This is a genomic window from Fodinicola feengrottensis (assembly GCF_039530045.1).
GTDB classification, from domain to species: domain Bacteria; phylum Actinomycetota; class Actinomycetes; order Mycobacteriales; family HKI-0501; genus Fodinicola; species Fodinicola feengrottensis.
The window spans coordinates 60,477-86,305 of record NZ_BAAANY010000045.1; the positions used below are offsets into that span (position 1 = coordinate 60,477).

At 67.4% G+C, this 25,829-nt stretch carries 20 protein-coding genes; 9 read left to right on the forward strand and 11 right to left on the reverse strand.

Annotated elements, in window-relative coordinates:
• Window positions 1–7: 7 nt before the first annotated feature.
• The 3 genes from ABD301_RS40355 to greA form a co-directional block, all read right to left on the reverse strand.
• Window positions 8–1,876 carry a penicillin-binding transpeptidase domain-containing protein gene (locus ABD301_RS40355; RefSeq protein ID WP_344315305.1) on the reverse strand — a complete coding sequence of 623 codons (1,869 nt, stop codon included), beginning with the start codon at window positions 1,874–1,876 and terminating at the stop codon, window positions 8–10.
• Window positions 1,877–1,943: 67 nt separating this feature from the next.
• Complete coding sequence (locus ABD301_RS40360) at window positions 1,944–2,438, reverse strand: beta-class carbonic anhydrase (RefSeq protein ID WP_344315306.1); 495 nt, start codon at window positions 2,436–2,438, stop codon at window positions 1,944–1,946.
• A 73-nt stretch (window positions 2,439–2,511) separates the two neighbouring features.
• The gene (gene greA, locus ABD301_RS40365; RefSeq protein WP_279582896.1) at window positions 2,512–3,015 is read right to left on the reverse strand and encodes a transcription elongation factor GreA; all 504 of its coding nucleotides are present in this window, start codon (window positions 3,013–3,015) and stop codon (window positions 2,512–2,514) included.
• A gap of 321 nt (window positions 3,016–3,336) precedes the next feature.
• Here greA and mca point away from each other — a divergent pair, with 321 nt between their 5' ends.
• The 3 genes from mca to ABD301_RS40380 all read left to right on the forward strand — a co-directional run bounded on the left by mca (window position 3,337) and on the right by ABD301_RS40380 (window position 7,345).
• On the forward strand, window positions 3,337–4,203 hold the full coding sequence (mca, locus tag ABD301_RS40370) for a mycothiol conjugate amidase Mca (protein ID WP_344315334.1): 867 nt from the start codon (window positions 3,337–3,339) through the stop codon (window positions 4,201–4,203).
• Window positions 4,204–4,287: 84 nt separating this feature from the next.
• The gene (locus tag ABD301_RS40375; RefSeq protein WP_344315308.1) at window positions 4,288–4,590 is read left to right on the forward strand and encodes a hypothetical protein; all 303 of its coding nucleotides are present in this window, start codon (window positions 4,288–4,290) and stop codon (window positions 4,588–4,590) included.
• Window positions 4,591–4,882: 292 nt separating this feature from the next.
• Window positions 4,883–7,345, forward strand: coding sequence for a putative bifunctional diguanylate cyclase/phosphodiesterase (locus tag ABD301_RS40380; protein WP_344315310.1), 2,463 nt, complete (start codon window positions 4,883–4,885; stop codon window positions 7,343–7,345).
• Window positions 7,346–8,454: 1,109 nt separating this feature from the next.
• On the opposite strand, the gene ABD301_RS40385 is transcribed toward ABD301_RS40380, so the two are convergent.
• Entirely contained in the window at window positions 8,455–10,437 is a 1,983-nt protein-coding gene (locus ABD301_RS40385) for a glycogen debranching N-terminal domain-containing protein (RefSeq protein WP_344315312.1), read from the reverse strand.
• A 73-nt stretch (window positions 10,438–10,510) separates the two neighbouring features.
• On the opposite strand from ABD301_RS40385, the gene ABD301_RS40390 reads away from it, so the two are divergent.
• Entirely contained in the window at window positions 10,511–11,731 is a 1,221-nt protein-coding gene (locus ABD301_RS40390; protein WP_344315313.1) for an MFS transporter, read from the forward strand.
• Here the strand turns inward: ABD301_RS40390 and ABD301_RS40395 are convergent.
• From ABD301_RS40395 to ABD301_RS40405, 3 genes are all read right to left on the reverse strand, one after another.
• Complete coding sequence (locus ABD301_RS40395; RefSeq protein WP_344315314.1) at window positions 11,719–12,531, reverse strand: alpha/beta fold hydrolase; 813 nt, start codon at window positions 12,529–12,531, stop codon at window positions 11,719–11,721. The genes ABD301_RS40390 and ABD301_RS40395 overlap by 13 nt on opposite strands.
• 11 nt (window positions 12,532–12,542) lie before the next feature.
• A complete protein-coding gene (locus ABD301_RS40400; protein ID WP_344315315.1) occupies window positions 12,543–12,935 on the reverse strand; it encodes a VOC family protein in 393 nt (130 codons plus the stop codon).
• A gap of 79 nt (window positions 12,936–13,014) precedes the next feature.
• A complete protein-coding gene (locus ABD301_RS40405) occupies window positions 13,015–13,998 on the reverse strand; it encodes an AraC-like ligand-binding domain-containing protein (protein ID WP_344315316.1) in 984 nt (327 codons plus the stop codon).
• 101 nt (window positions 13,999–14,099) lie between these two features.
• Between ABD301_RS40405 and ABD301_RS40410 the strand changes: the two genes are divergently transcribed.
• Both ABD301_RS40410 and ABD301_RS40415 read left to right on the forward strand, forming a co-directional pair.
• Window positions 14,100–14,234 (forward strand): hypothetical protein, encoded by a 135-nt coding sequence (locus ABD301_RS40410; RefSeq protein WP_279582900.1) that lies wholly within the window; start codon window positions 14,100–14,102, stop codon window positions 14,232–14,234.
• 120 nt (window positions 14,235–14,354) lie between these two features.
• Entirely contained in the window at window positions 14,355–15,788 is a 1,434-nt protein-coding gene (locus tag ABD301_RS40415; protein WP_344315317.1) for a PI-PLC domain-containing protein, read from the forward strand.
• Window positions 15,789–15,818: 30 nt separating this feature from the next.
• Here ABD301_RS40415 and ABD301_RS40420 read toward each other — a convergent pair whose 3' ends face one another.
• Entirely contained in the window at window positions 15,819–16,334 is a 516-nt protein-coding gene (locus ABD301_RS40420; RefSeq protein ID WP_344315319.1) for a putative immunity protein, read from the reverse strand.
• Between the two features lie 128 nt (window positions 16,335–16,462).
• The gene (locus tag ABD301_RS40425; RefSeq protein WP_344315321.1) at window positions 16,463–17,704 is read right to left on the reverse strand and encodes an HNH endonuclease; all 1,242 of its coding nucleotides are present in this window, start codon (window positions 17,702–17,704) and stop codon (window positions 16,463–16,465) included.
• Window positions 17,705–18,136: 432 nt separating this feature from the next.
• Here ABD301_RS40425 and ABD301_RS40430 point away from each other — a divergent pair, with 432 nt between their 5' ends.
• Window positions 18,137–20,188 carry a thioredoxin domain-containing protein gene (locus ABD301_RS40430; RefSeq protein ID WP_425552024.1) on the forward strand — a complete coding sequence of 684 codons (2,052 nt, stop codon included), beginning with the start codon at window positions 18,137–18,139 and terminating at the stop codon, window positions 20,186–20,188.
• Between the two features lie 69 nt (window positions 20,189–20,257).
• On the opposite strand, the gene ABD301_RS40435 is transcribed toward ABD301_RS40430, so the two are convergent.
• Both ABD301_RS40435 and ABD301_RS40440 read right to left on the reverse strand, forming a co-directional pair.
• Entirely contained in the window at window positions 20,258–21,823 is a 1,566-nt protein-coding gene (locus tag ABD301_RS40435; RefSeq protein ID WP_344315324.1) for a solute symporter family protein, read from the reverse strand.
• On the reverse strand, window positions 21,820–22,152 hold the full coding sequence (locus tag ABD301_RS40440; protein WP_279582903.1) for a DUF485 domain-containing protein: 333 nt from the start codon (window positions 22,150–22,152) through the stop codon (window positions 21,820–21,822). Before ABD301_RS40440 ends, ABD301_RS40435 begins: the two co-directional genes overlap by 4 nt.
• A 608-nt stretch (window positions 22,153–22,760) precedes the next feature.
• On the opposite strand from ABD301_RS40440, the gene ABD301_RS40445 reads away from it, so the two are divergent.
• Together ABD301_RS40445 and ABD301_RS40450 are read left to right on the forward strand one after the other, a co-directional pair.
• Window positions 22,761–25,379, forward strand: coding sequence for a sensor histidine kinase (locus ABD301_RS40445; protein ID WP_344315325.1), 2,619 nt, complete (start codon window positions 22,761–22,763; stop codon window positions 25,377–25,379).
• Window positions 25,376–25,828 carry a roadblock/LC7 domain-containing protein gene (locus ABD301_RS40450; protein ID WP_163573104.1) on the forward strand — a complete coding sequence of 151 codons (453 nt, stop codon included), beginning with the start codon at window positions 25,376–25,378 and terminating at the stop codon, window positions 25,826–25,828. The genes ABD301_RS40445 and ABD301_RS40450 overlap by 4 nt, the downstream gene beginning before the upstream one ends.
• Window position 25,829 lies beyond the last annotated feature (1 nt).

Consider the following 25,829-nt stretch of genomic DNA (forward strand, 5'->3'; position numbering starts at 1 on the left):
CCGGGGGTCAGCCGAGGGCGGCGATGAACTTGCCGGCGAGCGGCACCGCGGCCTGTTGGGAGTTGGTCGCGCCGTCGTAGACGAACACCGCGAACGCGAGGTCACCGTGATAGCCGGCGAACCAGGAATGCGTACGCGGCGGGGTGTCCGTGCCGTATTCCGCCGTGCCGGTTTTCCCGCCCAGTCCGGAAACATCACGCAGCGCCTTCGCGGTGCCGTCGGTGACCACCGCGCGGGTCATGTCGCGCAGCGGGCCGATGATGTTCGCCGGGATGGCGGGCGGGGCGGTTTTCGGGGTGCCGGGCTGGCCGACGATCAGGGACGGCGTCGGCAGGCTGCCGCGCTGGATCGCGCCGGCGACCAGCGCCATGGTGAGCGGACTGACCTGCACCTTGCCCTGGCCGATCGCGTCGGCGCCCTGCTCGGTGGTGTTCGCCGGGGTGGGCAGCGAGCCGGAGAAGGTGGAGCCCGGCAGGTCCCAGCCGGCCCCGATGCCGAACTGCTTGGCGGCGGTTGTGAACGCGGTGGTCGGCAGTTTTGAGCCGAGGCCACCGAAAGTCGTGTTACACGACTGCGCGAACGCGGTTCGCAGGGGAACTTGGCCGAGGTCGAAGGAGTTCTCGTTGATGAACTTCTTGCCGCCGATGGACAGCGAGCCCGGGCAGGCCACGCTGGAGTTCTCGGTGACGCCACCGGCCTCCAGTAGCGCACCCGCGGTGATCATCTTGAAGGTCGAGCCGGCCGGGTACGCGCCGTTCAGCCCGATGTCGTACGACAGCGCGCTGGTCTGCGCGACGGCGAGGATCTCGCCGGTGGACGGCCGCAGCGCGACGATGCTGGCCGCGAGCGTGACGCCGCCCAGCGCCGACTGAGCCGCTTTCTGGACCTTCGGGTCGAGGGTGAGCTTGACCGGGCTGCCGGGCTTGCCGCCGAAGGAAGTCAGGGTCTGCGCGTTGCCGCTGCTGTCAATGCGGGCGACGGTGGTGCTGGGAGTGCCGGTGAGCTGGCCGTTGAGTGCACGCTGCAGCCCGGAGATGCCGATGTCGCCGGTGGTCTTGCCGAGGTGGTTCTCGGTGAGTACCTCGGCGGTCGGCGCGCCGACCTTGCCCAGCAGCGCCGGCGCGAAGGTCTTGTCCACCGCGAGCGTTCGCTGCGCGGTGTGGAACACCGCGCCCGGCAGGTCGTAGATCTGCGACTTCACCTGGTTGTAGCGGTCCTGCCGGAGGGTGATCACCGGCACGAAGTCGGTCGGCTTGGCCTTCTGTACGTCCTTGACAATGTCGGCGGCCACCACTCCCTCCGGCTGCAGCGCGGAGGCCAGCGTGTTCGCCTCGCCGGTCACATCCGTCACGTGCTGCGGCTCCAGGCCGACCTCCACCACCGGGAGTTCGGCGAACAGCGGGCTGCCGGTTCGGTCGGACAGCGCAGACCGCGGCGGCAGGGTCGTGTTCACCTGCAGCCGCTGCTGGGCGCCGAGGGTGGGCTGGACGACCGCGGGTGTCCAGTGCACCCGGTCGTTGTCGCCGGACTTGGCGGTGTGCAGGGTGTTCGCGTACGACCACGGGTGCGCGCCGCCGACCAGCGGCCACGTCACGGTGTACTGCGCGGTGGCCACGCCGTCCTTTTCGGTGACCGAGCCGATCTTGATCGACGCGCGGGCGCCGAGCCCGGTGGCCGCGGCGGTGAGTACGTCCTCGGCGCCGGACCCGCCGTCGGTCTGGGCGGCCGCGTCGTCGTACTTCCCGGCGCCCCAGGCGGTCAGGAACGCCTTCGCCGCCGCGACCGGCGCGGAGTCGCCGAACAGCGAGCATCCCGGGAGTGTCGCGAGCAACACCAACGCGAGCAGGACCGCCGCGGGGCGGGGATTCGTCTTCACGAAGGTTGAGTGTGCCCGGCCGGGCACAGTTACACAGGCCTTTATGGCCGGCGACACGAACCGGCAGTTATCGGGTTACCTCGCGAAGCTTGCCGGTTTCGACCTCGTAGACGAAGCCGCGGACCGCGTCCTTGTGCGGCAGGAAGGGGTCGTCCATGACTCGGGCGATCGACTCTCGTACGTCCGCGTCCAGGTCGCTGAAGGCATTGGCTGACCAGCGTGGACGCCGTCCGGTAGCGGCCTCCAGCGAGCGCGCGAAACCGTCGTCGGTGATCGACAGCATGCCGCAGCCGGTGTGGTGGATCAGCATCACCTCGGTGGTGCCGAGCAGCCGTTGGCTGATCGCGAGCGTACGCAGCACGTCGTCGGTCACCACCCCGCCGCCGTTTCGGATGGCGTTCGCCTCGCCCTCGGCCAGGCCGAGCAGCGAGTAGAGGTTGATGCGGGCGTCCATGCAGGTGACCACCGCGACACCCAGTGACGGGTGGCGCGGCAGGTCACCCTTGTCGAAAGTGTCCGCGTAGCGGGCGGCGTTGACGAGCAGGTCATCGATCTTGGACACGACGGCTCCCACGGCAGTAGAGAATGTCGGTGGGGACGAACTCGACGCTGAGCCCGGCAAACTTTCGCAGACGCTACCCCGTGAAGGGCGCGATCTTGTCGATCGTGACCTTGATCTCAGCCCCGGTGGGAGTGGTGTATTTGACCGTGTCGCCGGTCCGGTGGCCGGTGATCGCGGAACCCAGGGCCGACTCCGGAGAGTAAACGGTCAGCGTCGTCGTCTTGGCGATCTCGCGGGACCCGAGCAGGAAGGTCTCGGTGTCGTCCTTGTCGCCGTCGAAGTGGATGCTCACCACGACGCCGAGCTCGACCTTGTCGACCTTGTCCGGAGCCCGGTGCACTTCGGCGGTCCGCAGCAGCTCGTTGAGCTCGCGGATCCGGCCTTCCTGCTTGCCCTGTTCCTCGCGGGCCGCGTGGTAGCCGCCGTTCTCCTTCAGGTCGCCCTCTTCGCGCCGCTCGTTGATCTCGGCGGCCACCGCGGTGCGGTTCGCTATCAGTCCGTCGAGCTCGGCCTTCAGGCGGTCGAACGCCTCCTGGGTGAGCCAGGTTGCATGGGCCTTGGGGTCGGTCGTGGACACGGCTAGCTCCTCGATGGGCGGATAAGACGAATCACCGACGTTACCATCGGTGGCGGTCGCACTGCCGGGCGTCAGAACCTCGCGGGCCATGCTGATGGCTCGTTGGTTGGCGCCGGTTTGCAGGCATAACACGCTACCGTGCGGCGGGCGTGTGCGGGGCGTTACTTTCCGGTTGGTCTCGGACCATCGGGCCTGCGCGCTCTGGCACTGGGCGAGCGAGGGACAATTGAGTCCGCCCCGCTGCCATGTGGTACGCCCGCATGGCTCCTTCGTCCGGTAGAAACCGAGGAGCACGACCGCGTGTCCGAACAGTTGCGTCTGATGGCCGTACACGCCCATCCCGACGACGAGTCCAGCAAGGGCGCGGCCACCATGGCCAGGTACGTCCGCGAAGGGGTGCGCGTCATGGTCGCCACCTGCACCGGCGGTGAGCGCGGCAGCGTACTGAACCCGGCGATGGATCGGCCCGAGGTGTGGGAGCACTTGAGCGAGATCCGCCGCAAGGAGATGGAGGCGGCCCGGGAGATCCTCGGCGTCGAGCAGGCCTGGCTGGGGTTCGTGGACTCCGGGCTGCCCGAGGGCGACCCGCTGCCGCCGCTGCCGGAGGACTGCTTCGCGCTGCAGCCGCTGGAGGTGGCCACCGCCCCGCTGGTACGGCTGATCCGCGAGTTCCGTCCGCACGTGGTCACCACGTACGACGAGAACGGCGGCTATCCGCACCCCGATCACATCATGTGCCACCAGGTCTCGGTGGAGGCTTTCGAAGCGGCCGGTGACCCCGAGCGTTACCAGGAGTTCGGTGAGCCGTGGCAGCCGCTGAAGCTCTATTACCAGATGGGTTTCAGCCGGAAGCGGATCGAGGCGTTGCACGCCGAGACGGTCGCCGCCGGCCTTGAGTCGCCTTATGAAGAGTGGCTTCAAAAGTGGTCGGAGAACCACGAGGAAGACAAGGCCGCACTGCGGGTGACCACCCAGGTGCCCTGCGCTGACTATTTCGGCATTCGCGACGACGCGCTGCGCGCGCACGCCACTCAGGTCGACCCGACCGGCCGGTGGTTCCAGACCCCCCTGGACGTACAGCGAAAAGCCTGGCCGACCGAGGACTATGAGTTGGCCCGTTCGCTGGTGGACACTGGGATTCCGGAGGACGACCTGTTCGCTGGAATTACGGAGAGTGTGCACGTCTAAACAATTTGTGAGTCAAAAGGCCGTCGAACGTAAGCAAATCGCGTACGTTAGAGTTGCCGCGGTCTCCAGGGATTGGCTGAGTTCATGGCAGTTGTGGTAAGTGTCCTCGCGAGTAGTGCCGTCACCTTCACTCAAGACGTGTTGGCCGCCAACAATTTCGGTGACGACGTGCCCGGCGGAGTGGCGGGCCCGCTCGGGCTGTTCATCATTCTTCTGCTGCTTATTGCCACTGTTCTGCTGATTCGGAACATGAATATGCGGATTAAGCGACTGCCCACCAGTTTTGATGAACAATCCGTCAAAGAGTCGAAAGACGCCGAGAGTTCCACGAAAAAACCGGACAGTTCGGACATTAATTCCGACGAAGAGGACTCCAGGGCGCATTGAGCCCCCGATGCTCTGCGTGCTGGCACTAGAAAACTCCCCCTGATTCGCGAAAGGGGGTGATTTCGATGGAGCGCGGAGACAACTGGGGCTAGGCATTTAGTTATGTCAATGACTAGTTTCTCGTCGCTGTGTCTGACATCCTCGACGGACGTCAGGCGGACACGTCGTGCCCGCGACCTTAGTGGCGCTGGGGTCGTATGGCAGTGGCGTTTAGCCCAATGGAAGGGCTAGACGAGATCGTCGTGACCTGCTTTCGACCTGCACGGGGATCGGCAGGCTGGGGGGTGGCAGGGTGGGTGCTGCGGCTGGGGTGACCGGCGCGCAGCCACTGCGGCTTTATGTCGCTGGTGTTGCTGTGCTGGCCGGAGGGCTGCTTGCCCTCGCGGCCAGCCAAGCTGCCGCTGACCCCGTACAGGAGTGGCCAAAAGTCGCGGTGGCTTTCGGTCTTTTCCTCGGGTGTCACTGGATCAACGTGCCGCTCCGGTTCGGCAGCCACCGGCTGATCTCGGACTGGAGTGAGGCCGCTCTCATCATCGCGCTGGCCCTGGTCGGCGGCGGCTGGGTGGTGCTGGCGGCCGGGCTCGGGATGGGCCTGGCCGACCTGGCCCGGCGTCGGCCGCCGATCAAGGCCATCGTCAACGCGTCTGTCCTGATCATCGCGACCACCGCTGGCGTGTCGGTTTTCCGGTTGGCCGGCGGGGTGCCGGGAGGGCCGGTCGAGGTCGGCGTGCTGCCGTTGTTGGCCGCCGCGGCCGCGGTCAGCTGGCTGGTCAACGCGGTCCTTATAGCCGTCGCTATCGGTCTCGCGCAGCAGATCCCGCCGCTGAAGGTGTTCGCGACCGGCCGGCCCATCTCGCTGGTGGTGCTGCTGGGCAACGCGGCCGTCTCGATCGGCGTGTTGGAGATCGGCAAGCTGCAACCGTGGTGCCTGCTGGCCATCCCGCCGGTGCTCTGGCTCGTCCACCAGGGCCATCTCGGCCGCACCCGGACGCGGGTGGAACGCCGTACGTGGCATCAGCTCGCCGCCGCGACCAGGGCGCTCAACCAGCTGGACCAGGACCAGGTCATCGACGCGGCCATCTCCGGCGCGGCCGAGATGTTCGCCGCCGACGTGGTCGAGATCGATTCCGCGTACGCGCCGCCGCAGTGGCGGCTGACCCGCGGCGACCGGCGCGGCTCCCGGTGGCGCGGCGCGCCCGGCGCGCTGCTGCGGTCCGAGCCGCTGGTGGTGCCGTCCACGCTGGCCCACGACGGCGAGGTGGTCGGCGAGTTGCGGCTGTGTTTCCGCAGCCAGGTGGACCTCGGCGAGCGGGACCGGCTGGCGCTGTCGACCTTCGCCGACGCGGTGGCCGCCGCGCTGGCGAACGCGAGTGCGCACCAGCAGATCCGCGAGCTCGCGGACCGTACCCGCTATGAGGCTTCGCACGACACGCTCACCGGCCTGATCAACCGGAGCCGGCTGCTGGATCTGATCGACCTCCGGCGTACGCACCCGGTGAACGACAGTCCGGAAGCGGCCTTCGCGCTGCTGCTGTTCGACCTCTCGCACTTCAAGGAGGTCAACGACACGCTCGGGCACTCTGCCGGCGACGCCCTGCTCGTACGGGTAGCCGAGCGGATGAGCGACGGGCTGGCACTCGGCGAGCAGCTGGGCCGCCTGGACAGCGACAAGTTCGCGCTGCTGATGGCCCCCGAGGTCGACCCGGAGGTGGCCGCGCACGCGGCCATCGAGCGCGCTGGCGCGCTGCAGGGCGCGCTGGCCGAACCGATCGTGGTCGAGGGCGTCACGCTGACCGTCGAGGTCCGGGTCGGGCTCGCCGTCACCGAGGTGGCCGACGGCTGCCCACACACCGAGCTGCTGCGGCGCGCCGACATCGCCATGTACGAGGCGAAGAGCAGCGGCCGCAACCTCGTCACGTACTCACCGGAACGGGACGGCGGCCGGCTCGACCGGCTGTCGTTGGCCGCCGAGCTGCGCTACGCACTGACCCAGGACGACCAGCTGTTCCTAGAGCTGCAGCCGCTGATCGACCTGGCCACCGATCTGCCGATCGGCGCCGAGGCGCTGGTCCGCTGGCGGCACCCGCGGCGCGGGCTGCTCGGGCCGAGCGAGTTCATCCCGATCATCGAGCGCAGCGAGCTGATCCACCCGTTCACCCAGTGGGTGCTGGACGAGGCGCTTTCGGTCATTGGCAGCTGGCACACCGGCGACTTGGACGTACCGATCGCGGTCAACCTGTCGGCCCGCAGCCTGTTGGACCGTACGCTGCCCGGCGACATCGACCGGATGCTGCGCAAATACCGGATCCCGGCGAGCAAGCTGGTGCTGGAGATCACCGAGACGGTGATCATGAGCGAGCTGGAAGTGGTCGAGGAGGTCCTGGACGGCCTGCGCTCGATCGGCGTACAGATCGCTGTCGACGACTTCGGCACCGGCTATTCGTCGCTGACGTTCCTGGCGCGCGTACGCGTGGATGAAGTCAAGATCGACCAGTCGTTCGTGAAGGCGATGCACCACTCCGTCGAGGCGTCCGCGATCGTGAACAGCACCATCGCGCTCGCGTCCAGCCTGGGCCTGCGGGTCATCGCCGAGGGCATCGAGACGCCCGAGCAGCGCGCCGAGCTGGAGGCGCTGGGCTGCACCGGCGGCCAGGGCTACGGCCTTTATCCGCCGATGTCCATCGACGCCGCCACCGCGCTCGTCGAAGAAGCCGCCGACGGCCTCTCCGGCGCCTCCGCGGCCTCCGGCCACTGATTCTCGGCCAGCGAGGTCGAAGCTCGAGGTCGAAGGTCAAGGTCGAGATCGCAGGTCAGGGGCGAGATCGCAGGTCAGGGGCGAGATCGCAGGTCAGGGGCGACGGCCAGGGCGAAGGTCAAGGGCGAAGGTCAGGGGCGAAGGTCAGGGGCGAAGGTCAAGGTCAAGAGCGGCGGTTGCCTCGGGGGAGGGTGGATCCCGGGTTGGCTTGTTTGGCTGCGTGGCGTGGCGTGGCGTTTGGGTGCGGGGTTGCGGTGGTCCGTTCTCCCCGTCGGCGCCCAAGGGCAGCACATTTCCTGGCCCGGCGGCGGAGCTTGGGTGCCGTGCCCCGGCCTGGGTGCCCCGCCGCCGGGCCAGGAAATGTGCAGGGCTGCGCCCGCCGACGGGGAGACCGGACACCTCGCGCTGCTGGTGATGACGTTGGTTAGTTCTGTGCCCTATTTGTCCGGTTTCCCGAGTCGTTTGCCGGGGTGCTTGTCGTCGAGTGCGGGACTTTATCCACCACTCGACGTCGAGTGCAGGCTTTTGTACCGCACTCGACCCCCAACCTGTGACAGCTGGGACTGATGGGGTCCCTGCGGCGTGCCCGTCCCACTCTTCGGGACGAGAGTTGTTGATCTTGGTTAGTTGGCCTACCCAAAACGGACATCGGACTGAAATGTCTGGTTTGGGTAGGCAAACTAACCAAGATCAACAAAGGATGTCGCGGAGAGTAGCCAAATCCGGCACGATGGTGGCGTGGAGTAGCGAAGTCGACGGATGAGTGGGGGTCGCGTGAGGGTCGATGAAGTGGGGTGAGGGGATGTGCTTTTCGCGAGTGTGGGCTGCTTGTTCTCCCCGTCGGCGGGCGCAGCCCTGCACATTTCCTGACCCGGCGGCGGCGAACCAAACGCAACCACCCACCCAAGCTCCGCCGCCGGGCCAGGAAATGTGCTGCCCTTGGGCGCCGACGGGGAGAACAAGCAGCCCAACCACCCACCCAACGCACCGCCCGCACCCAAACTCCGTTCTTCCTAGAGGCGCCGCCCGCAGGGCAGACCTTGACCTTCGCCCTAGACCCAGATCCCAGATCCCAGACCTAACCCCCGTACGGAACCGCAGTTCAGCGGCTAGCTGGAAGGAGAGCCGGACGCGTCGATGGCGGCGCCGAACGTACGACCGGCTACCCGTAGACCGGTGGCGGTGACGGCGCCGACCGGGCTGGGCCGCATCGGCCGCAGCTCCACCCGCTTCGCCGGCACGTGCACGCGCAGCCCCAGGACCGCGGTCAGCACCGCCACCGCGGAGGCCGCCGACCAGGCCTGCGGCCGGCAGGCCGTCGCGTACGGGACAGCGGCCGGCAGGTCGCCCGCCTGGTCGCCGGCGTGCAGCTCGGGCATCCGGTAACCGAAGTTGGCGGCGGCCGCCAGCAGGCCGTCGATGAGCGACGCGGCGACTTCGAAATGCCCGTCGGCGACCAGGCCGCTGATCGCGATCGCGGTGTCGTGCGCCCACACCGACCCGCGGTGGTAGCTGTCCGGCGCGTACGCGACCGAGTCGGCGGCGAGCGTACGTAGGCCATAGCCGGAGTTCATCGCCGGTCCGCCCAGCCGGGCGGCCACCAGCGCCGACTCGGCCTCGGTCAGCAGCCCCGTGCCGAGCAGGTGGCCGATGTTGCTGGTCACCGTGTCGACCGGTCGATCGGTGCCGTCCAGCGCGACCGCCGGGAACGGCCCGTACGCGTCGGTCACCCAGAACTTCTCCCGGAACGCGGTGCGAAGCTCGCCGGCCCACCGCTGCCAGCGGTCGCCGCCGGGCTGACCGAAGGCGTCCAGCAACTCGGCGCCTCGGATCGCCGCGTCGTACGCGTACGCCTGCACCTCGCACAACGCCATCGGCCCGGTGGCGAAACTGCCGTCGGCGAACCGGATCGCGTCGCCGGAGTCCTTCCACCCCTGGTTCGCGAGACCGTGCCCGGAAGTGTCCTGGTAGCGCAGGAATCCAGCGTGCCCGCCGATCCACTCCAGCGCCGCGACCGCGGCCGGCAACAGGTCGGCGACCTGCTCGGCCGGCATGCCCCACCGCCAGGCGTCGTTGAGCAGCGTCACCCAGAGGCAGGTGGCGTCGACTGTGCCGTAGTAGACCGCCGGCAGCACCAACCCAGTGCTGTAGGCCACCGGTTCGCGCCGCAGTTCGTGCAGGATCTTGCCGGGCTCCTCAGCCGAGTCCGGGTCGACCCGGCGGCCCTGGCGGGCAGCCAGCGCGCGCAGGGTGCCGGCCGCCACCTCGGTGCCCAGCGGCAGCAGCATCCGGGCGGTGATCAGGCTGTCCCGGCCGAAAAGAGTGAAGAACCAGGGCGCGCCGGCGGCGATGAACACGTCGTCCGCCGACGTCATCCGCAGCTCGTCCAGGTCGCGCAGCGCACCCGCGACCCAGGCCGCCAACCGCCGGTCGTCGGCGGTGACCACGGGCACCGACCAGGACGGCCGCTCCGGTGCCGCCGCCACCACCGCGCCGCGGTCCGCGCACCGCAGCTCCCAACTCATCTCGCGGCTCTGCCCGGCTGGTACGGCGACCGTCCACGCCAGCACTCCCGGCGCCTGCACCCGCGCCCCGCCTTCGGCGGTCGCCCGTACGTCGACCCCGCTGTCCGTACGCCACCGGAACGCCACTCCGTCGACCGCCATGCCCAACAGGGGCCCGCGGCGGCCCGCCCGGATGGTCGATATCGGCACCCCGTCGGCGGCAAGGTGCAGTCGTACGGTCGCGGTCACCGTCGCGGCACCATGGTTGACCAGCGCGAACCGCTCCCGCATCCCGGTCGCGGTGACCTCCCGCCGACGCTCCAGCCGGACGCCGTCGCCGAGGTGTCGCAGCAGCCCGACGAACGCAGCGGTGCCGGTCCCGGTGGCACCTCCGGCCAACGACTCGGCGGCGACGCCGTCGACGGTGACGGACGCACCGGACAGGACGCGTACGTCCGCGTGTAGGACGCCGTGCCCATTCTCCACGTCGTCGGGCGGCCCGATCTGGCCGTCCAGAGCGGAAAGTGTCACGGTCGGCGCGCGTACGCACACCGACAGCTCGTGCATCAACGGCTGACGGCCGCTCATCGGTTCTCCTCGGTGTCGACTGCACTCCCATCATTGCCCGGGGATTGGCGTGACACCGAAGTAGCGTCGGGGAATGACTTTCTGGCGGCTGTCGGTGCTGGCGCGCTATCCGGACTTTCGCCGGCTGTTCGTCGGGAATTCCGTCTCGCTGCTGGGATCCAGCGTGACCGCGGTGGCCCTTCCGCTGACCGCCGTTGTCTACCTGCACGCGGCACCGGCTCAGCTGGGCGTTCTCGGCGCGCTCGCATTTGCCCCGCAGCTCGTGCTGGGACTGCCGGCGGGCGTGTGGGTGGACCGACTTCCGTACCGGCGCGTCCTGGTGCTGGCGGACTTGGCGCAGGCGCTGCTGGTCGGCTCGATTCCGGTGCTCGCCCTGTTCGGCGCGCTGCGCCTTTGGCATCTCTATATCGTCGTTTTGCTTACTGGCGCTGCTAATCTCTTCGAGACAGTGACTGCTCAGTCCTTCACCCCAGCGCTGGTTTCCCGTGACGATCTGCTGCCGGCCAACAGTGCTTTGATGGTCAGCAACGCGAGCGTCAACACGGCCGGTTCGGCCGTCGGCGGGTTGCTGGTGGTGTTGTTGACCGCACCGATCGCGATCGCGGTGGACGCGGTCTCTTTCCTGGTGGCCGGTCTGACCAAAGCGCGCATTCAAGTGGCGGGCGGTGCTTCGAGCGTACGGCCCAAAAATCTGTGGGTGGGCGTCTTCGAAGGACTGCGGGCGGTCTTCGGGCACCGGACCATTCGCGCGGTGACCATCGCCGCCACGGTCGGCGCGCTGGCTGGTCAGATGCAGAATGTGGTGTTGGTGTTTTATCTCGTACGAACTCTCGATTTTCCGCCGGGGCTTGTAGGCGTGGTCATCGCGATCGCCGGTGGTGCCGGGATTTTGGGCGCCCTGCTGGCAACGCCGATCACCCGACGGATCGGCCCCGGCCGGGCTTTCATCACCGGGCTGGGCGTCGCGGCCGCGGCTGGCTTGTTGGTGGCGGGGCCTTTCGTTGTTCTTGTCTTGGCCTCACAGCTTTTCCGCGGTGCCGGCCCGTCACTTTACGGGGTCAACCAGCAAACTTTCCGGCAGGCGTTGATCGCCCCGGAACTGCTCTCGCGCGCGAATGCCACCTGGCGATTTCTGGTCTACGGCACCCAAACGCTCGGTGCGCTGCTCGGCGGTGTGCTCGGCTCGGTCGCCAGTGCCCGGGTCACTTTGTTGGTCAGCGGTGGCGCAATGGCGCTGGCTACCGCGATCGCGCTGTTTTCGCCACTGCGCCACCGAACAGTTCAGGCCGGCTGACCGTTTTCCGCGGTGACAAAGAATTCGAGCAGCTCTGGTACGAGTGCGGCCGGGTCGACATTGTGCGTCTGGTGCTCCAGCACTCGGTGCGCCGCGCCGGGAATCGTTGCGGCTACTGCCTTTCCGGCATTGACCATCCATGCCGGGCTGGCGCCGCCGGTGAGGACCAGCGTCGGCTGGGTCACCGTCGCGAGCCGCTCGGCCGGCAGGGCGTTGCCCGGTCCCATCACGGCGGCCTCGTACGCCAGCGTGTGCGCGATGGTTTCGCTGGCCAGCCACGACGGGTCGGCCCGCATGATGGCGACCAGCTCGGTGGGGACCTGCGCCGCTTCGGTCATGAACATCGCCACCGCGTCCCCTGCCCGGCCGCTGTCGACCAGCTTTCCCAGCCGATCCGCGAAATCGGGCGACAGGGGCGGCGCGGTTTCGTCGACGTGATAGGGCGGCTCCCAGAGCGCCAGCCGGGTGATCGGGAGGCCACCGAAAGCCGCCTGGAGCACCAGACCGGATCCGCTGGACCCGCCGAACACCATCGCCGACCCGCCGGCCGCCGCGATGACGGCAGCGAGGTCCTCGACTTCGCGTTCGACCGCGTACGGGCGAGTGTCGCCGCTTTCGCCGCGACCGCGCCGGTCGTAGTTGAACACCCTGAACCAGGGCGCCAGCGCGGCCGCCACGGTCGCCAGGGTGGGATGCGTTTTGTCAGTGAAGGCACCATGAACCAGCACGATCGCCGGACCGTCGCCGGTCCGGTCGTACCCGATCCTGGTGCCGTCCGCTGAGGTCACCATGGCTGTCATCGGCATTCTTTTCAGTCGGTGGGACGAACCAGGCAGAGGGCTTCCCAGTGGTGGCCGTCCAGATCCCGGAAGGCACGCTGATAACGGCCACCTTCGTCCCGGGCCTCGCCGATCGGGGTGGCGCCGGCCGCGAGCGCCTTGTCGACCAGCCCGTCCACCTGTGCGCGGTCCTCGAGGCCCAGCGCGAGCATTACCTGCGTGCTCTTGGCCGGGTCGGCGATGTCATTTGCGATGAACGAGCTGAAAAGTGGCTTCTTCAGCAGCATCACCTGGGTGCGCTCGCTGATGATGACCGATGCCATGTCCTCGGTCGCGCCGAAGAAATCGAAGCTGAGGGCGGTGAAAAAGGCCTTGGACCGGTCCAGATCCTCGACCGGGAGGTTGACGAACAGTGTCGCGGCCATCGCGGACTCCTTTCGTTGTTGGCGACAGTCTGCGCGGCGCGTACCCGTCCGGTCTTGGTTTCCGGTGCCAGCCTCTTGACTATCCGTGCACGCCCACCGAGGCCGTCGGCAGGAGGCAGCGGTGCCGGTATTCGACCGGTGGCAATCCGTACGTACGATGGAAAAGCCGGCTGAAATGCGCTGGATCCGGCAGCCCCCAGCGGGCCGCGATCGCACTGACAGGCAGGGTGTGCAAAGCCGGGTCCGCCAGGTCGTGGCGACATTTCTCCAGCCGCCGATGTCGAATCCAAGCCGCCACAGTGGTGTGCTGGGGCTCGAAAAGTCGGTGCAGGTAACGTAAAGACACGTGATGGGCGGCCGCGATCAGACCGGGCGTGAGATCGGTTTCGGCCAGATGTTCTTCGATGAAGGCGTTGACGCGTACGAACATCGTCCGCTGTTGCGTTTGCGCCGACACCGCGTCGATGCGGTCGATCCGCTCGGCGACAGCGGTGGTGATCAGGTCCATCACCACCGTCGACAGTCGGGCCGCGCTGGCGGGCTGGTAGGTCTCCACGTCGGCGGCGACCCGGCGCAGCAGGGGCGCCACCAGCGCGCCGGTCCCTTCGGCGGTGATCGGCACCGCGGTGAGCTCGCGAACCGAACCCGCCGGCAGCGCCAGCATTTCCCGCGGAAAGCTGAAAACCGCGAGTCGTACGGTTGAGTCGTAGGCCAGCTCGTACGGCCGGGCGAAGTCGTAAATCGCGAAATCGCCGCTGCGCAGTTGCGAGGCGCGTCCGTCCTGCCGGAGCCGGGGGCTGCCGGAAATCGCCAGCACCGCCCGGTAAAGCTCGCGGCTGTCCCGGCCGACCTGACCGGCGGTCCGTCTGACGCCGTGTGGCGTGGTGGTCTGGATGCGGCCGACCCGCAGCGGACCGAGCGTGTCCGCGTGGATCTCGCCGCGCAGTGGCACGTCCGGGTCGACGTACACGTCCAACGGGCCAAGCATGTCCGCGGCCACGCTCCGCCAGGCGTCGTGGCGTTGCCGGGCCGGCACGTCACGTGCACGGATCAAGATTGTCATCGCACTGTCCCTCCGTCGCCCATAATAGGGACGTGGGGCCGTCGGCGGATGCCGATAGAGAAGGCGCTCTGGCCAGGCTAAAGATGCACTACTCTGCTGGTATGACCTCTCGCGACCGGGTTCTGCCGCCCTGGCTGGAAGACCTCGCCGCGTTCGGCCGCGGCGAGAGCCGGGTGCACACGCTCGTACGCAAGTTGCTCGCCCGCCTGCGCGAGCGCGACCACTCGAACCGATAGGCCGGATTCGGACGTCCCCGCAGGGTTGACCGATCCCGCGATGTCTGATTTTGCCGTCACAAAACAGGTTGTGTGAGACAGTGTCGGGGATTCGATCGACATCGAGCCTGGGGATCGGCGATGACGTTTTCGAGTGTTCGCAAGTCTGCCGCACTGGGTCTTGCGCTGGCGGTGTCCCTCGTGGTTGGCGGCATGCCAGGGCCAGCGGCGGCCGCCAGCCAGCCCTTCACCTCCGCGGTGTTTCTAGCGACCCACAACAGTTATTCCGGGAATGTGGACGGCGCCAAGAATTCCATCGTTTACCAGTTGGATCATGGCGTACGATTTGTCGAATTCGACATCCAGGACAACGACTACGCCACCGACCACGACTATTCCATCGGGCACAACAGTGCCGGCGACGCGGTCGACCATGCTGGCAATCCGGCGTCGAATCTTTTGCGGGACTGGCTGAATGTGGTGGCCGGTTGGTCGAACGCACATCCGACACACGCGCCGCTGGTGGTCATGCTCGATCTCAAGGACGACCTGACCGACAACGTGTCGTACGCGGCCGGCAACCTGACCGCGCTCAACCAGGAGCTCGAAACGGCGTTCGGTTCAAGTTTGCTTAAAGCCAAGGACTATCCGGCCGGCCAACCGACGGTCGACGCTTTGCGCGGTCGCGTACTGACGTTGTTGTCCGGTGATCCGACCAGCCGCAGCGAATACCATCGCGACCTCGGCTATCACCCGGCCGTCGCGCTGAACGGTCACGGCCAAATCGTTGAGGTGCACGATTCCGGCGGTGGCGGCCTTTGGTACTGGACCGGCACGTACGGTGCCGACGGGACCGTCACGTGGTTGCGGCATGGACACTACGACAGTGGGACGACACCTGCGGTTGCGCTTAACGACAACGGTTGGCTCGTCGAAGTCCATCAGTCGGAGACCGCGAGCACACTTTGGTACCACGTCGGCCATTTGGGCGCCGACGGCGAGATTACCTGGTCCGCCAGCCACAAGTACGACAGTGGCGTACTGCCCACCGTCGCCTTTACCAACCCCGCCGGCACCACGGTGCGGGAAATTCATCGCAGCCAGTCCAACAGCCAGAACTGGGACTGGAACGGCGTGCTGGACACCGGCTCGGGAACAGTCGCCTGGACCGGAAACGCGAAGACATCCGATGCCGCCTTCGACAAGTCCACCTCGATCCGTGGCACAGCCCACATCACTGTCTCCACCGGCGCCGACGGCGCCGCTCCCGTACAAACCCTGCGGTACGCGACAGACCGCCAGCCGTCGACCCGGATTCGTTACCAGCAAACGGCTTTTGACGAATTCCAGAAAGGCGACAGTGCACTTCTGCAAGAAGGCGCACTCTTCTACGCGGCCCCTGCCACCGAGTCCGCCTTCATCATCGCCGCCCGCCAGTCCGGCCACATCGTCCGCGGCTGGGACTTCGATTCAGCCACCCTCGCCACCAACCCGATCGCCAACTACCCAGCCACCAACAACCCCTGGAGCGACTGGTATCAAACCCTGCTCACCCAATCGGGCGCAGTTCAGTAGCCTCATGCCGAAACACGGAGAATCTGCGGCTCAGCAGTCGAAGACTGACCAACAGATGCTGTTTCGCAACCGCTGGTCGTCGATGACGAGCTCGCGAATCGCCTCCGGAAGCTGGTCACGCTGCCATTGGCATTCGAGTCGACCCGCAGCCCCGGCCTCGTCTTTCGGCGCAGCAGCCCGTGCGGCCTTGATCGCATAGGCGGCCGCACCGAGTTCGTGGGCGGCGACATGCGCCACGGCGCCAGCCTGACCAGCAGCGTACGCGGCGTACCGTGCCGCTCCTCGCTTGTCCCGCGCTGCCCCCATGGCATGACCGCCGGCCGCGCGAGACTCCATCATCTTGACCTCGCCACGCACCCAGGCGCGGGCATGCTCAATGGCCTGGCGCGGCCGTGGATCCCCAGGGTGAGGGGACTCGAATAGTTCCAGGACGTGCTCAGCGCATGAGGTCGCCCAAAGGGCGAGTAGATGGTGATCCGAATCCGTCAAGGTCCCACCGCGGCGGACCGTCACGAAGCGCGGGTCTCGAACTGGCGGCAGGATCATGGTTGGCGCTCTCTTCCGTACGTTCGCCAACATCCTACTCATCAGGCAGGTGGCATTTTTTTGGCAAGCGGTAGGGCAGGGTTGTGGGCCGCCGGGTGTGGTGGTGCCCGGCGGCCGGGTGGATTTTCCTATGCGGCGAGCTGGTTAATCCCGCGGATGGGTCTTCGTTCGCGGTCAACGTACGCGGGCGGAAGGAATTCAACAATTCCGTCAACAATGCGTACGTCCCAGCCGCCGTGGTGGACGAGCCGATGGCAGCGATCGCACAGGAGCACGCAGTTTTCAAGGAAAGTAGCCCCACCGTCCGCCCAGTGCTGCACGTGGTGCCCCCTCGTCCAGCGGGGTGGTCGGCCGCACCTGGCGCAGCCTTTGTCTCGCGCTATCAGGGCTTTGCGTAGGGCTGGTGTGATGAGTCGTTCGTTGCGCCCGACATCCAGGGGCACGCTGTCGCTGCCCAGCACCATCGGGATAATGTCCGCGTCACACGCCAGCCGGCGGACGCCTTCTGGGGAAATCGGTGCACCACTGTACGGATAAGCGACACCGAGCCGCTCGCGCAGCATGTCCCAGCTTATGGTGATGGTGAGATGCGGCCGCTCGGCGCCCTGGATGGGGAGTTTCCCGGAGTCCGCGATCAGATTCAGGGCTTCCGCGAGCGCGTCCCCGTTGCGCTCAGACACTGACCGCTGATCAGGGGTGCCGTTCTCAGCGGGGCGAGGTTTGGCCAGTGGACTGAGGATTTCACTGAAGAGCGTGCCGGTTTCGCCGTCGAAGGAGCCGGTGAAGTTCAGGCGTCCGTCTGTGCCGGTGTGGAGGGATAGTTCGCGGCGTGGTGTCTCGTTTTCGTGTTCGGAGGGCGCTGGTCCGTCGGGGTCCAGGTGGTCGTGGATGCGTCGCCCTACTTTGGCTAGGCCTGGTGCGGTGTACCGTTTCGCGTGTTCCACCAGGGAAGCTTCGGCTTCTTCACGGTCTTTGATGTTTACCCTGGCCGGGAGCCTGGTCACGACCCCAACAATCGTGTCGATTTGGGAGTCCGCGAGCTCACCACGGCGCATCGCCTCACTCGCGATACTGAGTGTGGGCGCGAGCGTTTCACCGGTCAGGGCTTGACTGGGGCACAGGTTCAGGGCCCGCTTGTAGCGCCGGGACGCCTCCGTGGGAGACAGCCGCAGGAGATCCTGCAGCATCCCCAGGGTGTTGCGGTGCCCGAGCGTCTTGCCGACATTTCCCCGGTGGATCGCCGCGACAATGTCCAACACCTCGACCTGCAGCAGCCGGACCGCTTTTTCTTTCTCCTGCAGCAGCTCACCGAGCTCGTCCGGGTCACACCTCCAGAGTTCTGGAGTGGTGGTGTCGTCGCCGGCGGCCATGCTGTTAATTCTACCGCTGGCACCGACAGTTTGATCACGTACGGGCAATCAGGAAATGCATACTTTCACAATAACCTCAACGAAACATAGAGCGCGCGCGTTCAAGTCTTTGCGGGCGAGAACGTTGGGCCTCAGAACGCAAATCGCGACGCGGTTAGGCCAAGGGACGACAAGTTACCCAAGAGGTGATGCTGGCTGCTGGAATCACAGATCGGGCTCCAGTCTGGTGTTTTCAACTATGCCCCAGCGGGAATCGGCGCGTCCGGGTCGTATGCCTCCCGGGTCAAGCAAGGTGGTCGCACGACGACCTGAATAGTCGGCCAGGCTGGAGCGCAGTACTGAGCCGGTGGCTCACCTGAGCGGAGCTCAGTGCATCGAGCGACGCTTGCGACGGCTAGGAGTTCGTGGAAGCGCAGTAGCCGTGGGTCGGAGATGAGTCACAGCGGCAGATGGCGGGTACGGCACTGCTGGGGGCACGTTGCGTGTGACGATGGTGGGGTGAATCGGTTAGGGAGTGCGACGTCGCCCTATCTGCTCCAGCATGCGGACAACCCGGTGGAGTGGTGGGAGTGGTCAGATGCGGCTTTTGAGGAGGCCCGCCGGCGCGACGTGCCGGTGTTGGTCTCGGTCGGGTACGCGGCCTGTCATTGGTGTCATGTGATGGCGCATGAGTCGTTTGAGAACGCGGAGATCGCCGCGTTGGTCAACGAGAACTGTGTGCCGATCAAGGTTGACCGGGAGGAGCGACCGGACGTCGACGCGGTCTACATGGAGGCCACGCAGGCGATGACCGGGCAGGGTGGGTGGCCGATGACGGTGTTCGCCACTCCGGACGGTCAGCCCTTCTTCTGCGGGACGTATTTTCCGCCCGCCAACTTCGCGCGGCTCGTGTCCGCGGTCGCGGACGCCTGGCAGAACAGGCGGGACGCGGTGCTGAAGCAGAGCGCGGAGGTTGTCCAGGCGTTGGGGAGCCGGCTGCCGGCCGGTGGGCCGCTCAGTGCGGAGCTGGTGGACGGCTGCATTGCCGTTCTGCACAAGGATTACGATGCGGCGCGCGGTGGTTTTGGTGGGGCGCCCAAGTTTCCGCCGTCGTCGGTGTTGGAGTTCCTGCTTCGGCACCATCATCGGACTGGCTCCGCGGTCGCACTGTCCATGGTGGAGGGTACGGCCGAGGCGATGGCCCGGGGCGGTATGTACGACCAGTTGGCCGGCGGTTTCGCTCGCTACTCGGTGGATGCCACCTGGACTGTGCCGCATTTCGAGAAGATGTTGTACGACAACGCTTTGCTGCTCCGCGCGTACACGCACCTCTGGCAGCGGACCGGGTCGCCGTTGGCGCAGCGGGTCGCGGACGAGACGGTTGCCTTCCTGCTGACGGATGTGAAGACGGCAGAGGGCGCGTTCGCGGCGTCGCTGGACGCTGACACCGACGGTGTCGAGGGCTTGACGTACGCCTGGACACCCGATCAGCTCGTCGAGGTTCTTGGCCCTGACAACGGAAAGTGGGCCGCGGATCTGCTCTCGGTGACGAAGGAAGGAACGTTCGAACACGGCTCCAGTGTGCTGCAGTTGCGGACGGATCCGGACGATGTGGACCGTTGGGCGGAAATCCAGCAGCAGCTGTGGGCGGCACGGGCAGTACGGCCGCAGCCGGCGATGGACGACAAGGTGGTGGCGTCCTGGAACGGGTTGGCTATCACCGCTTTGGTCGAGTACGGCGTGCTTCGCGGCAGTCCGTCCACTGTGGACTTGGCGGCCTCGGCCGGCGACCTGATCTGGCACCTGCATTTCGTTGACGGCCGGCTGCGGCGGGCGTCGCGGCATGGCGTGGTGGGGGCGCCGGCCGGAGTGCTGGAGGACTACGCGGCATTGGCTGAGGCGTTTTTGTTGCTGCATCAAGCAACTGGGTCGCTGCACTGGTTGTCCCGCGCCGAACAGCTGCTGGGCATCGTGCTGGATCATTTCGCGGACGGCGAGGGTGGCTTCTTTGACACCGCCGACGATGCGGAGGCGTTGGTCGTACGGCCGGCGGAGATGACCGATGGCGCGACGCCGTCCGGGATGTCGCTGGCCTGCGAGGCCCTGCTCACGTACGCGGCGCTGACGGGGTCGTCCCGGCATCGGGAGGCCGCCGAGGCCGGGCTCAACCGGCTGTCGACCGTGATGGCGCGGGCGCCCCGGTTCGCCGGCTGGGCGCTCGCGGTGGCCGAGGCCGCGTTGGCGGGGCCGTATCAGGTTGCCGTCGCGGGGGATCCGGACGGTACGAGCGAGCTGCGTCGAGCCGCGTGGGCGGCGGGTTCGCCGGGCGCGGTGGTGGTTTTTGGCGAGCCGGACGCGCCGGGAGTGCCGCTGCTGGCTGACCGGCCGCTCGTCGGGGGCCAGCCGGCCGCCTACCCGTGCCGGGGTTTTGTCTGCGACCTTCCGCTCACCGAGCCGGGTGCGCTGCGCGAGCTGCTCTCGCCGGCGAGCCAGCCGGAGCTCTGAGCGCGGGACAAAGTCCCACTTTCGGCGCCGAGCGTGGGACAAAGTCCCGCACTCGGCGCCGAAAGAGTGCTACGAGCCGATGCCGGTGAGGGAGCGGACTTCCATTTCGGCCTGTCGGCGGGGTTCGGAGTGGCCGCGCGAAATGACGGTGCCCAGGAAAGCGAAAAGGAACGACACTGGAATGGAGACAATGCCGGGGTTTGTCAGCGGGAAGTATGCGAAATGCAGGTGCGGGAAAATGGACATGGGGGAGCCGGAAACGGTCGGGGAGAGCACGACGAGCGCGAAGCACGAGATCAGTCCACTGTAGATTCCCCAGAGCGTGCCGCTGGTGTTGAAACGTTTCCAGAACAGCGTGTAGAGGATCGTCGACAGGTTCGCGGACGCGGCGAAGGCGAAGGCCAGTGCCACCAGGAAGGCGACGTTCTGGCCGTTCGCGAGGATGCCGCCGGCGATGGACAGCAGGCCGAAAACCACCGCGGAGATGCGGGCTACCCGGATTTCGGCGCCGGGGCGGGCCCGGCCTCGGGCGATGATGTTTGCGTATACATCGTGGGCAAAAGACGCCGACGCGGCCAGCGTGAGGCCGGCGACAACAGCCAGGATGGTGGCGAAGGCGACGGCCGCGACGACGGCCAGCAGCACGGTGCCGCCAATGTGTAATGCGAGCAGTGGCGCGGCCGAGTTCTGTCCGCCGGGGGCGGCGAGGATCGCGTCGGTGCCGACCAAAGCGGCCGCACCGAAGCCGACTATCAGCGTGGCCAGGTAGAAAATGGACATCGTCCAGGTCGCCCACACCACCGATCGGCGGGCTTCGCGGGCGTTGGGCACGGTGTAGAACCGCATCAGAATGTGCGGGAGACCGGCCACGCCGAGGACCAAAGCCAGTGAAAGCGACACGAAATCCAGTTTGCTCAGGTCGGTTTTGCCGTATTCCACCCCAGGGCTGAGGATCGCCGTGCCTTTCGGGTTGTGCGCGGCCGCCTGTTCCATGATCGCCGAGATGCTGAAACCGAACTTTCCCAACAGGAAGACGGTGATCAGGGTGATCGTCAGCATCAGCAACGCGGCTTTGATGATCTGTACGAAAGTGGTCCCGCGCATCCCGCCGACCAGTACGTAGAAGATCATCACCAGCCCGACGCCGATGATCACCAGCGCCTGGCCCCATCTGGTGTGTACGTTGAGCAGCAATGCCACCAAACCGCCGGCGCCGGCCATTTGCGCGACCATATAGAAAAACGAGATAGCCAGCGTGGAAGTGGCCGCGGCGGCTCGGACCGGGCGTTGGCGCATCCGGAAGCTCAGCACGTCACCCATCGTGAACCGGCCGGTGTTGCGCAGCAGTTCCCCGACCAACAGCAGGTTGACCAGCCACGCCACCAGGAAGCCGATGGAATAGAGGAAACCGTCGTAGCCGTTGATGGCGATCGCGCCGGCGATGCCCAGGAACGAGGCCGCGGACAGGTAGTCGCCGGCCATCGCCAGCCCGTTCTGTGGGCCGCTCAGGCCGCGGCCGGCCGCGTAGTAGTCGACCGTGGTGCTGTTCCGGTTGCCGGCCCGGTAAACGACGAAAAGCGTGACAAGCAGGAATGCCACGAAAACCGCCGTATTGATGAGGGGATTTCCTGTCACTCCGCCTCCAAACCGGCCTGCCGGCGGATCTCGGTGACCCGCGGGTCGATCCGCCGGCGGGCGAACCGGACGTACCAGGTGGTGATCACCAGCGTCGACACGAACTGCAGAGCGCCGAGCACCAAGCCGACCGTGATGGTGCCATAGAGCCGGTAGCTCATGAAGCTGTGCGCGTACGCGGCGAGCAGCACGAAGGCGAGATACCAGCCGAGGAACACCACGGTCATCGGGAACACGAACCGGCGCAGCCGGCGGCGCAGGTCGGCGAACTCCGGGCTGGCCTGGATGGCCAGATAATCTGGCTGTTGATCCAGCGGCAGCCCGGACAGCGCGCCAGTGTGTTCAGAGAGACCGTGTTCAGAGAGATGGTGGTCAGAAAGGCTGTGTTCGGAAAGAGCCTGTCCGAAGGCGCCGGCTGGGGAATTATGCAACGGCATCGTCGGCGGCTGCCCGTACGGTGGCTGTGACATTCGTCCCTCCCGGCCGGTGGTTCGACACCCTGTTGTCAAGGTCCATCAAGCGGTGCCGTTTATGCGCGCCACTCATGAAAGGGACGCGTATAGTTCATTTCCGGGTCGTTGGCCATCGTCGCCACCGACTATTAATTCCTCGCTGTTCGCAGGGTGCGGAACAACTGTGCCGGTGGTGTAAAGTTGCCTCCACTCGCGGGGATCCTAGCAGGGTGTATTCCCCAAAAGATTGTCCCGGTGTTCGGCGTTTGGCAAGAAAAGTTACGGCAGTAAACGGTAAGCGGTGAACGTGATTGGTCTGGGTGTGGCCAACGCTGAGCCCGGCGGGTTTGTGCACCGCGCCCATCGGGCGGTGAACCGCCCAGGATTTCGGCCCGCCACCACGGATTCCCGCGGGGGAGTGACCGCGAAGGGGGTCGGGATGGCTGGACGAGCGGGCTGCACCCGACCGGACGGGCAATAGGTCGATGGACGACAGCGCGTACGAGCGTCCCCGCCGCGCCGGGTTGACCCGCTGGCGGGACTGGCGGCTGACCACCAAGCTGGTCGCCGTTATCGGCGTGCCGCTGCTCTTCCTGTTCACGCTCGGCGGGGTGCAGATCCAGGGCGCGGTCGCGAAGACGAGTGAGTACGCCCGAACGCAGAAACTCGTCGCCGTCACCGCCGCGCTGGGCGATGTCGTTGCTGGCCTGCAACAGGAGCGTACGGCCGCGGCCACCGAGATCGCGGCTGGCACTCGCGGCGCTGGCATGGAGCCGTACTACCGCGTCACCGACAGTGCCAACAAGGCCCTCTCCCAGCGGTTATCCGCCGCCGGGCCACTGCCGGCCGGGCTGCGTCCGACGGCCATTTCGGCGTTGTCCGGGCTGTCGTCCCTACGTACGTCCGCCGAGCCGGCGGCGCAGGTCGTCGACGGATATTCGCGGCTCATCGGGCCGCTGCGGCTTTTTGACCAGGAGTTGGCCGCTGGGTTGGCCGACCCGCGGCTCAGCGCGGCCGCGCTGGCGCTTTTCGACCTGCGGGCGGTGCAGGAGGAAGTCGCGGTGCAGCGGGCCGTGCTGGCCGGTACGAGCGGGACGATCACCGCCGCCCAACGGGACCTGGTGCGCGCCTCGGATGCCCGGATGGCCGTACGGGCCGCCGATTTCCTGGCCAGCGCGAGCCCGGCCGACGCGGCTCTCTATCAGAACGCGATGGGTGCGTCGGCGGCCCGCAGTCGTGAGCAGCTAAAAGTAGAGGTGCTTGGCGCTGAGCCGACTGTGCCGGCCGGGTGGAACGGCGCTTCCGATCAGACCGCGATGGCGCTCAACGGGCTCGCGATCACGTTGACCCGGCAGCTGCAAGCCCAAGTCGCGCAGCTACGCGAAAACGCCAGCAACGCGGCCGGGCTCGCGTCGGTGATCCTCTTCGTGGCGTTGCTGATAGCGGCCAGCGTGATGATCGCGATCGCTCGCCAGCTGGTCCGCTCGCTGGGCGCGTTGCGCCGGCGGGCCGACGATGTGGCCGCCCGCCGGTTGCCGGCCGCGGTGGCCGACCTGCGGGCCGGCCGCCGGGTGGACACCATGGTCGCGTTGGTCGCCGGGCCGGACGAGATCGGCCAGCTCGGCGCCGCTTTCGACGCGGTGCACGCGCAGGCGTTGCGGCTGGCGGTCGAGCAGACCCGGCTGCGGGGCAACTACGCGGAGATCTTCGTCAACCTGTCCCGCCGCAGTGAGACGCTCGTACAGCGCCAGCTGGCCCTGATCGAGCAGCTGGAGCAGGACGAGGACGACCCGGACCAGCTGTCGATCCTGTTCCAGCTGGACCACCTGGCCACCCGGATGCGGCGCAACAACGAGAACCTGATGGTGCTCTCCGGTACGGACGTGACCAGGCAGTTCACCCGTCCGGTCGGGCTACAGGACGTGTTGCGCGCGGCGGTCTCGGAGATCGAGCACTACCAGCGGGTGGTGGTCGGGCCGCCGGCCGCGCTGGCCGTCGCCGGCTATGCGGTCGGTGATGTCGTACGCCTGGTCGCCGAGCTGCTGGACAACGCCACCGCGTTCTCCCCGCCGAGCACCCAGGTCACCGTCAGCTGCTATCCGGCCCGCGCTGGCGGGGTGTCGCTGGACATCCTCGACCACGGCATTGGCATGCCGCAGGAACAGGTCGAGGCTTCCAACGCGCAGCTGTCGTCGACCGCCGAGATGGAGCCGAGCACGTCCCGCCGGATGGGCTTGTTCGTGGTCGGCCGGCTTGCCCGCCGGCACGGCGTGCGGGTGCTGCTGCACTCCGGCGAGGAGCTCGGCGGCGTACGAGCGACCATCACGCTGCCGGCGGCGCTGCTGCAGCCGGAGAGCGAAGCCCAGCACGCCGGCCCGGCGGACGAGTGGCGGCCGTCGCCGCGGCAGAAGGTGCTCAACGGCGGCCACCGCGCCGATTTGCTGGCCAGCCTGCCCAAACGGCGGCCGCGGCGGCTCGCCAAGGCACCTCGGACGGTGCCGCCGCCGGTCGGCCCCGAGCAGGTCTCGCCGGCCCCGGTCAACGGCTCGGCGATCTCGGCGATCTCGCCGGCCATCGCGGCCGCGGCGGCCGCGGTCGAGGAGGTCGCCGGCCTCGCGCCGGAGTGGGCGACCAACGCCGAGCACACCGGCGAGATCCTGATCGCCCCGCCGCCGGCCGCCGACCAGGTCGCCGGGCCGCCGGAGGGCACCCCGATCTTCAACCAGATGCAGACCGGCTGGTTCGCCGAAGAAGACGAGAAAACTCCGCAGAAGGCCACCCAGTCGTGGACCACGGCCGCGGACGCCGACATCGCCGCGGTCACCCGGGCGCTGGCCGGCAAACCCACCAAGGTGACCGCCGCTGGGCTGCCCAAACGGGTGCCGCGAGCGATGCTCGTACCAGGCACCGCGTCCTCCCCGGCACCGGCCGCGGTGGTCCCCGCCGAGCCTCCCGCGAAGGTCGCGCCGATCGCCCGGCAGAGCGCCGAGCGGGTACGTGACCAATTCGCCAGCTACCAACGCGGCGTGCGGCAGGCCCGGTCGGTGGGCGCGGCTGGTAGTACTGACACCACAGTGGACGGGGCAGGACGGGAGAGTGGATGACCGGGAGTGATTCGCCCATCGCCCAGTTCGGCTGGTTGGTCACCACCTTCACCGAGCGGGTGCCGGGTGCCGCGCACGCGGTCGTCGTCTCCACCGACGGGTTGCTGCTGACCGCGTCGGCGCGGCTACCGCAGGACCGCGCCGACCAGTTGGCGGCGGCCGCCGCCGGGCTGCTCAGCCTGGCCCAGGGCGCGGCTCGGTGTTTCGACGCCGGCGGGGTCCGGGAAACGGTCGTCCAGATGGACCGCGGCCTGCTCATGTTGATGGCGATTGGCGAGGGGTCCTGCCTCGCGGTGCTGGCCACGCCGAACTGCGACATCGGCCAGGTCGCGTACGAGATGGCCCTGCTGGTGGAGCAGGTCGGCCAGATCCTCACCCCGCGGCTGCGGGCCGAGCTGCAGGGCACGTCGTATTTGCCGACCGAACCCGTTTCGCCAACCAGAGCCTGAG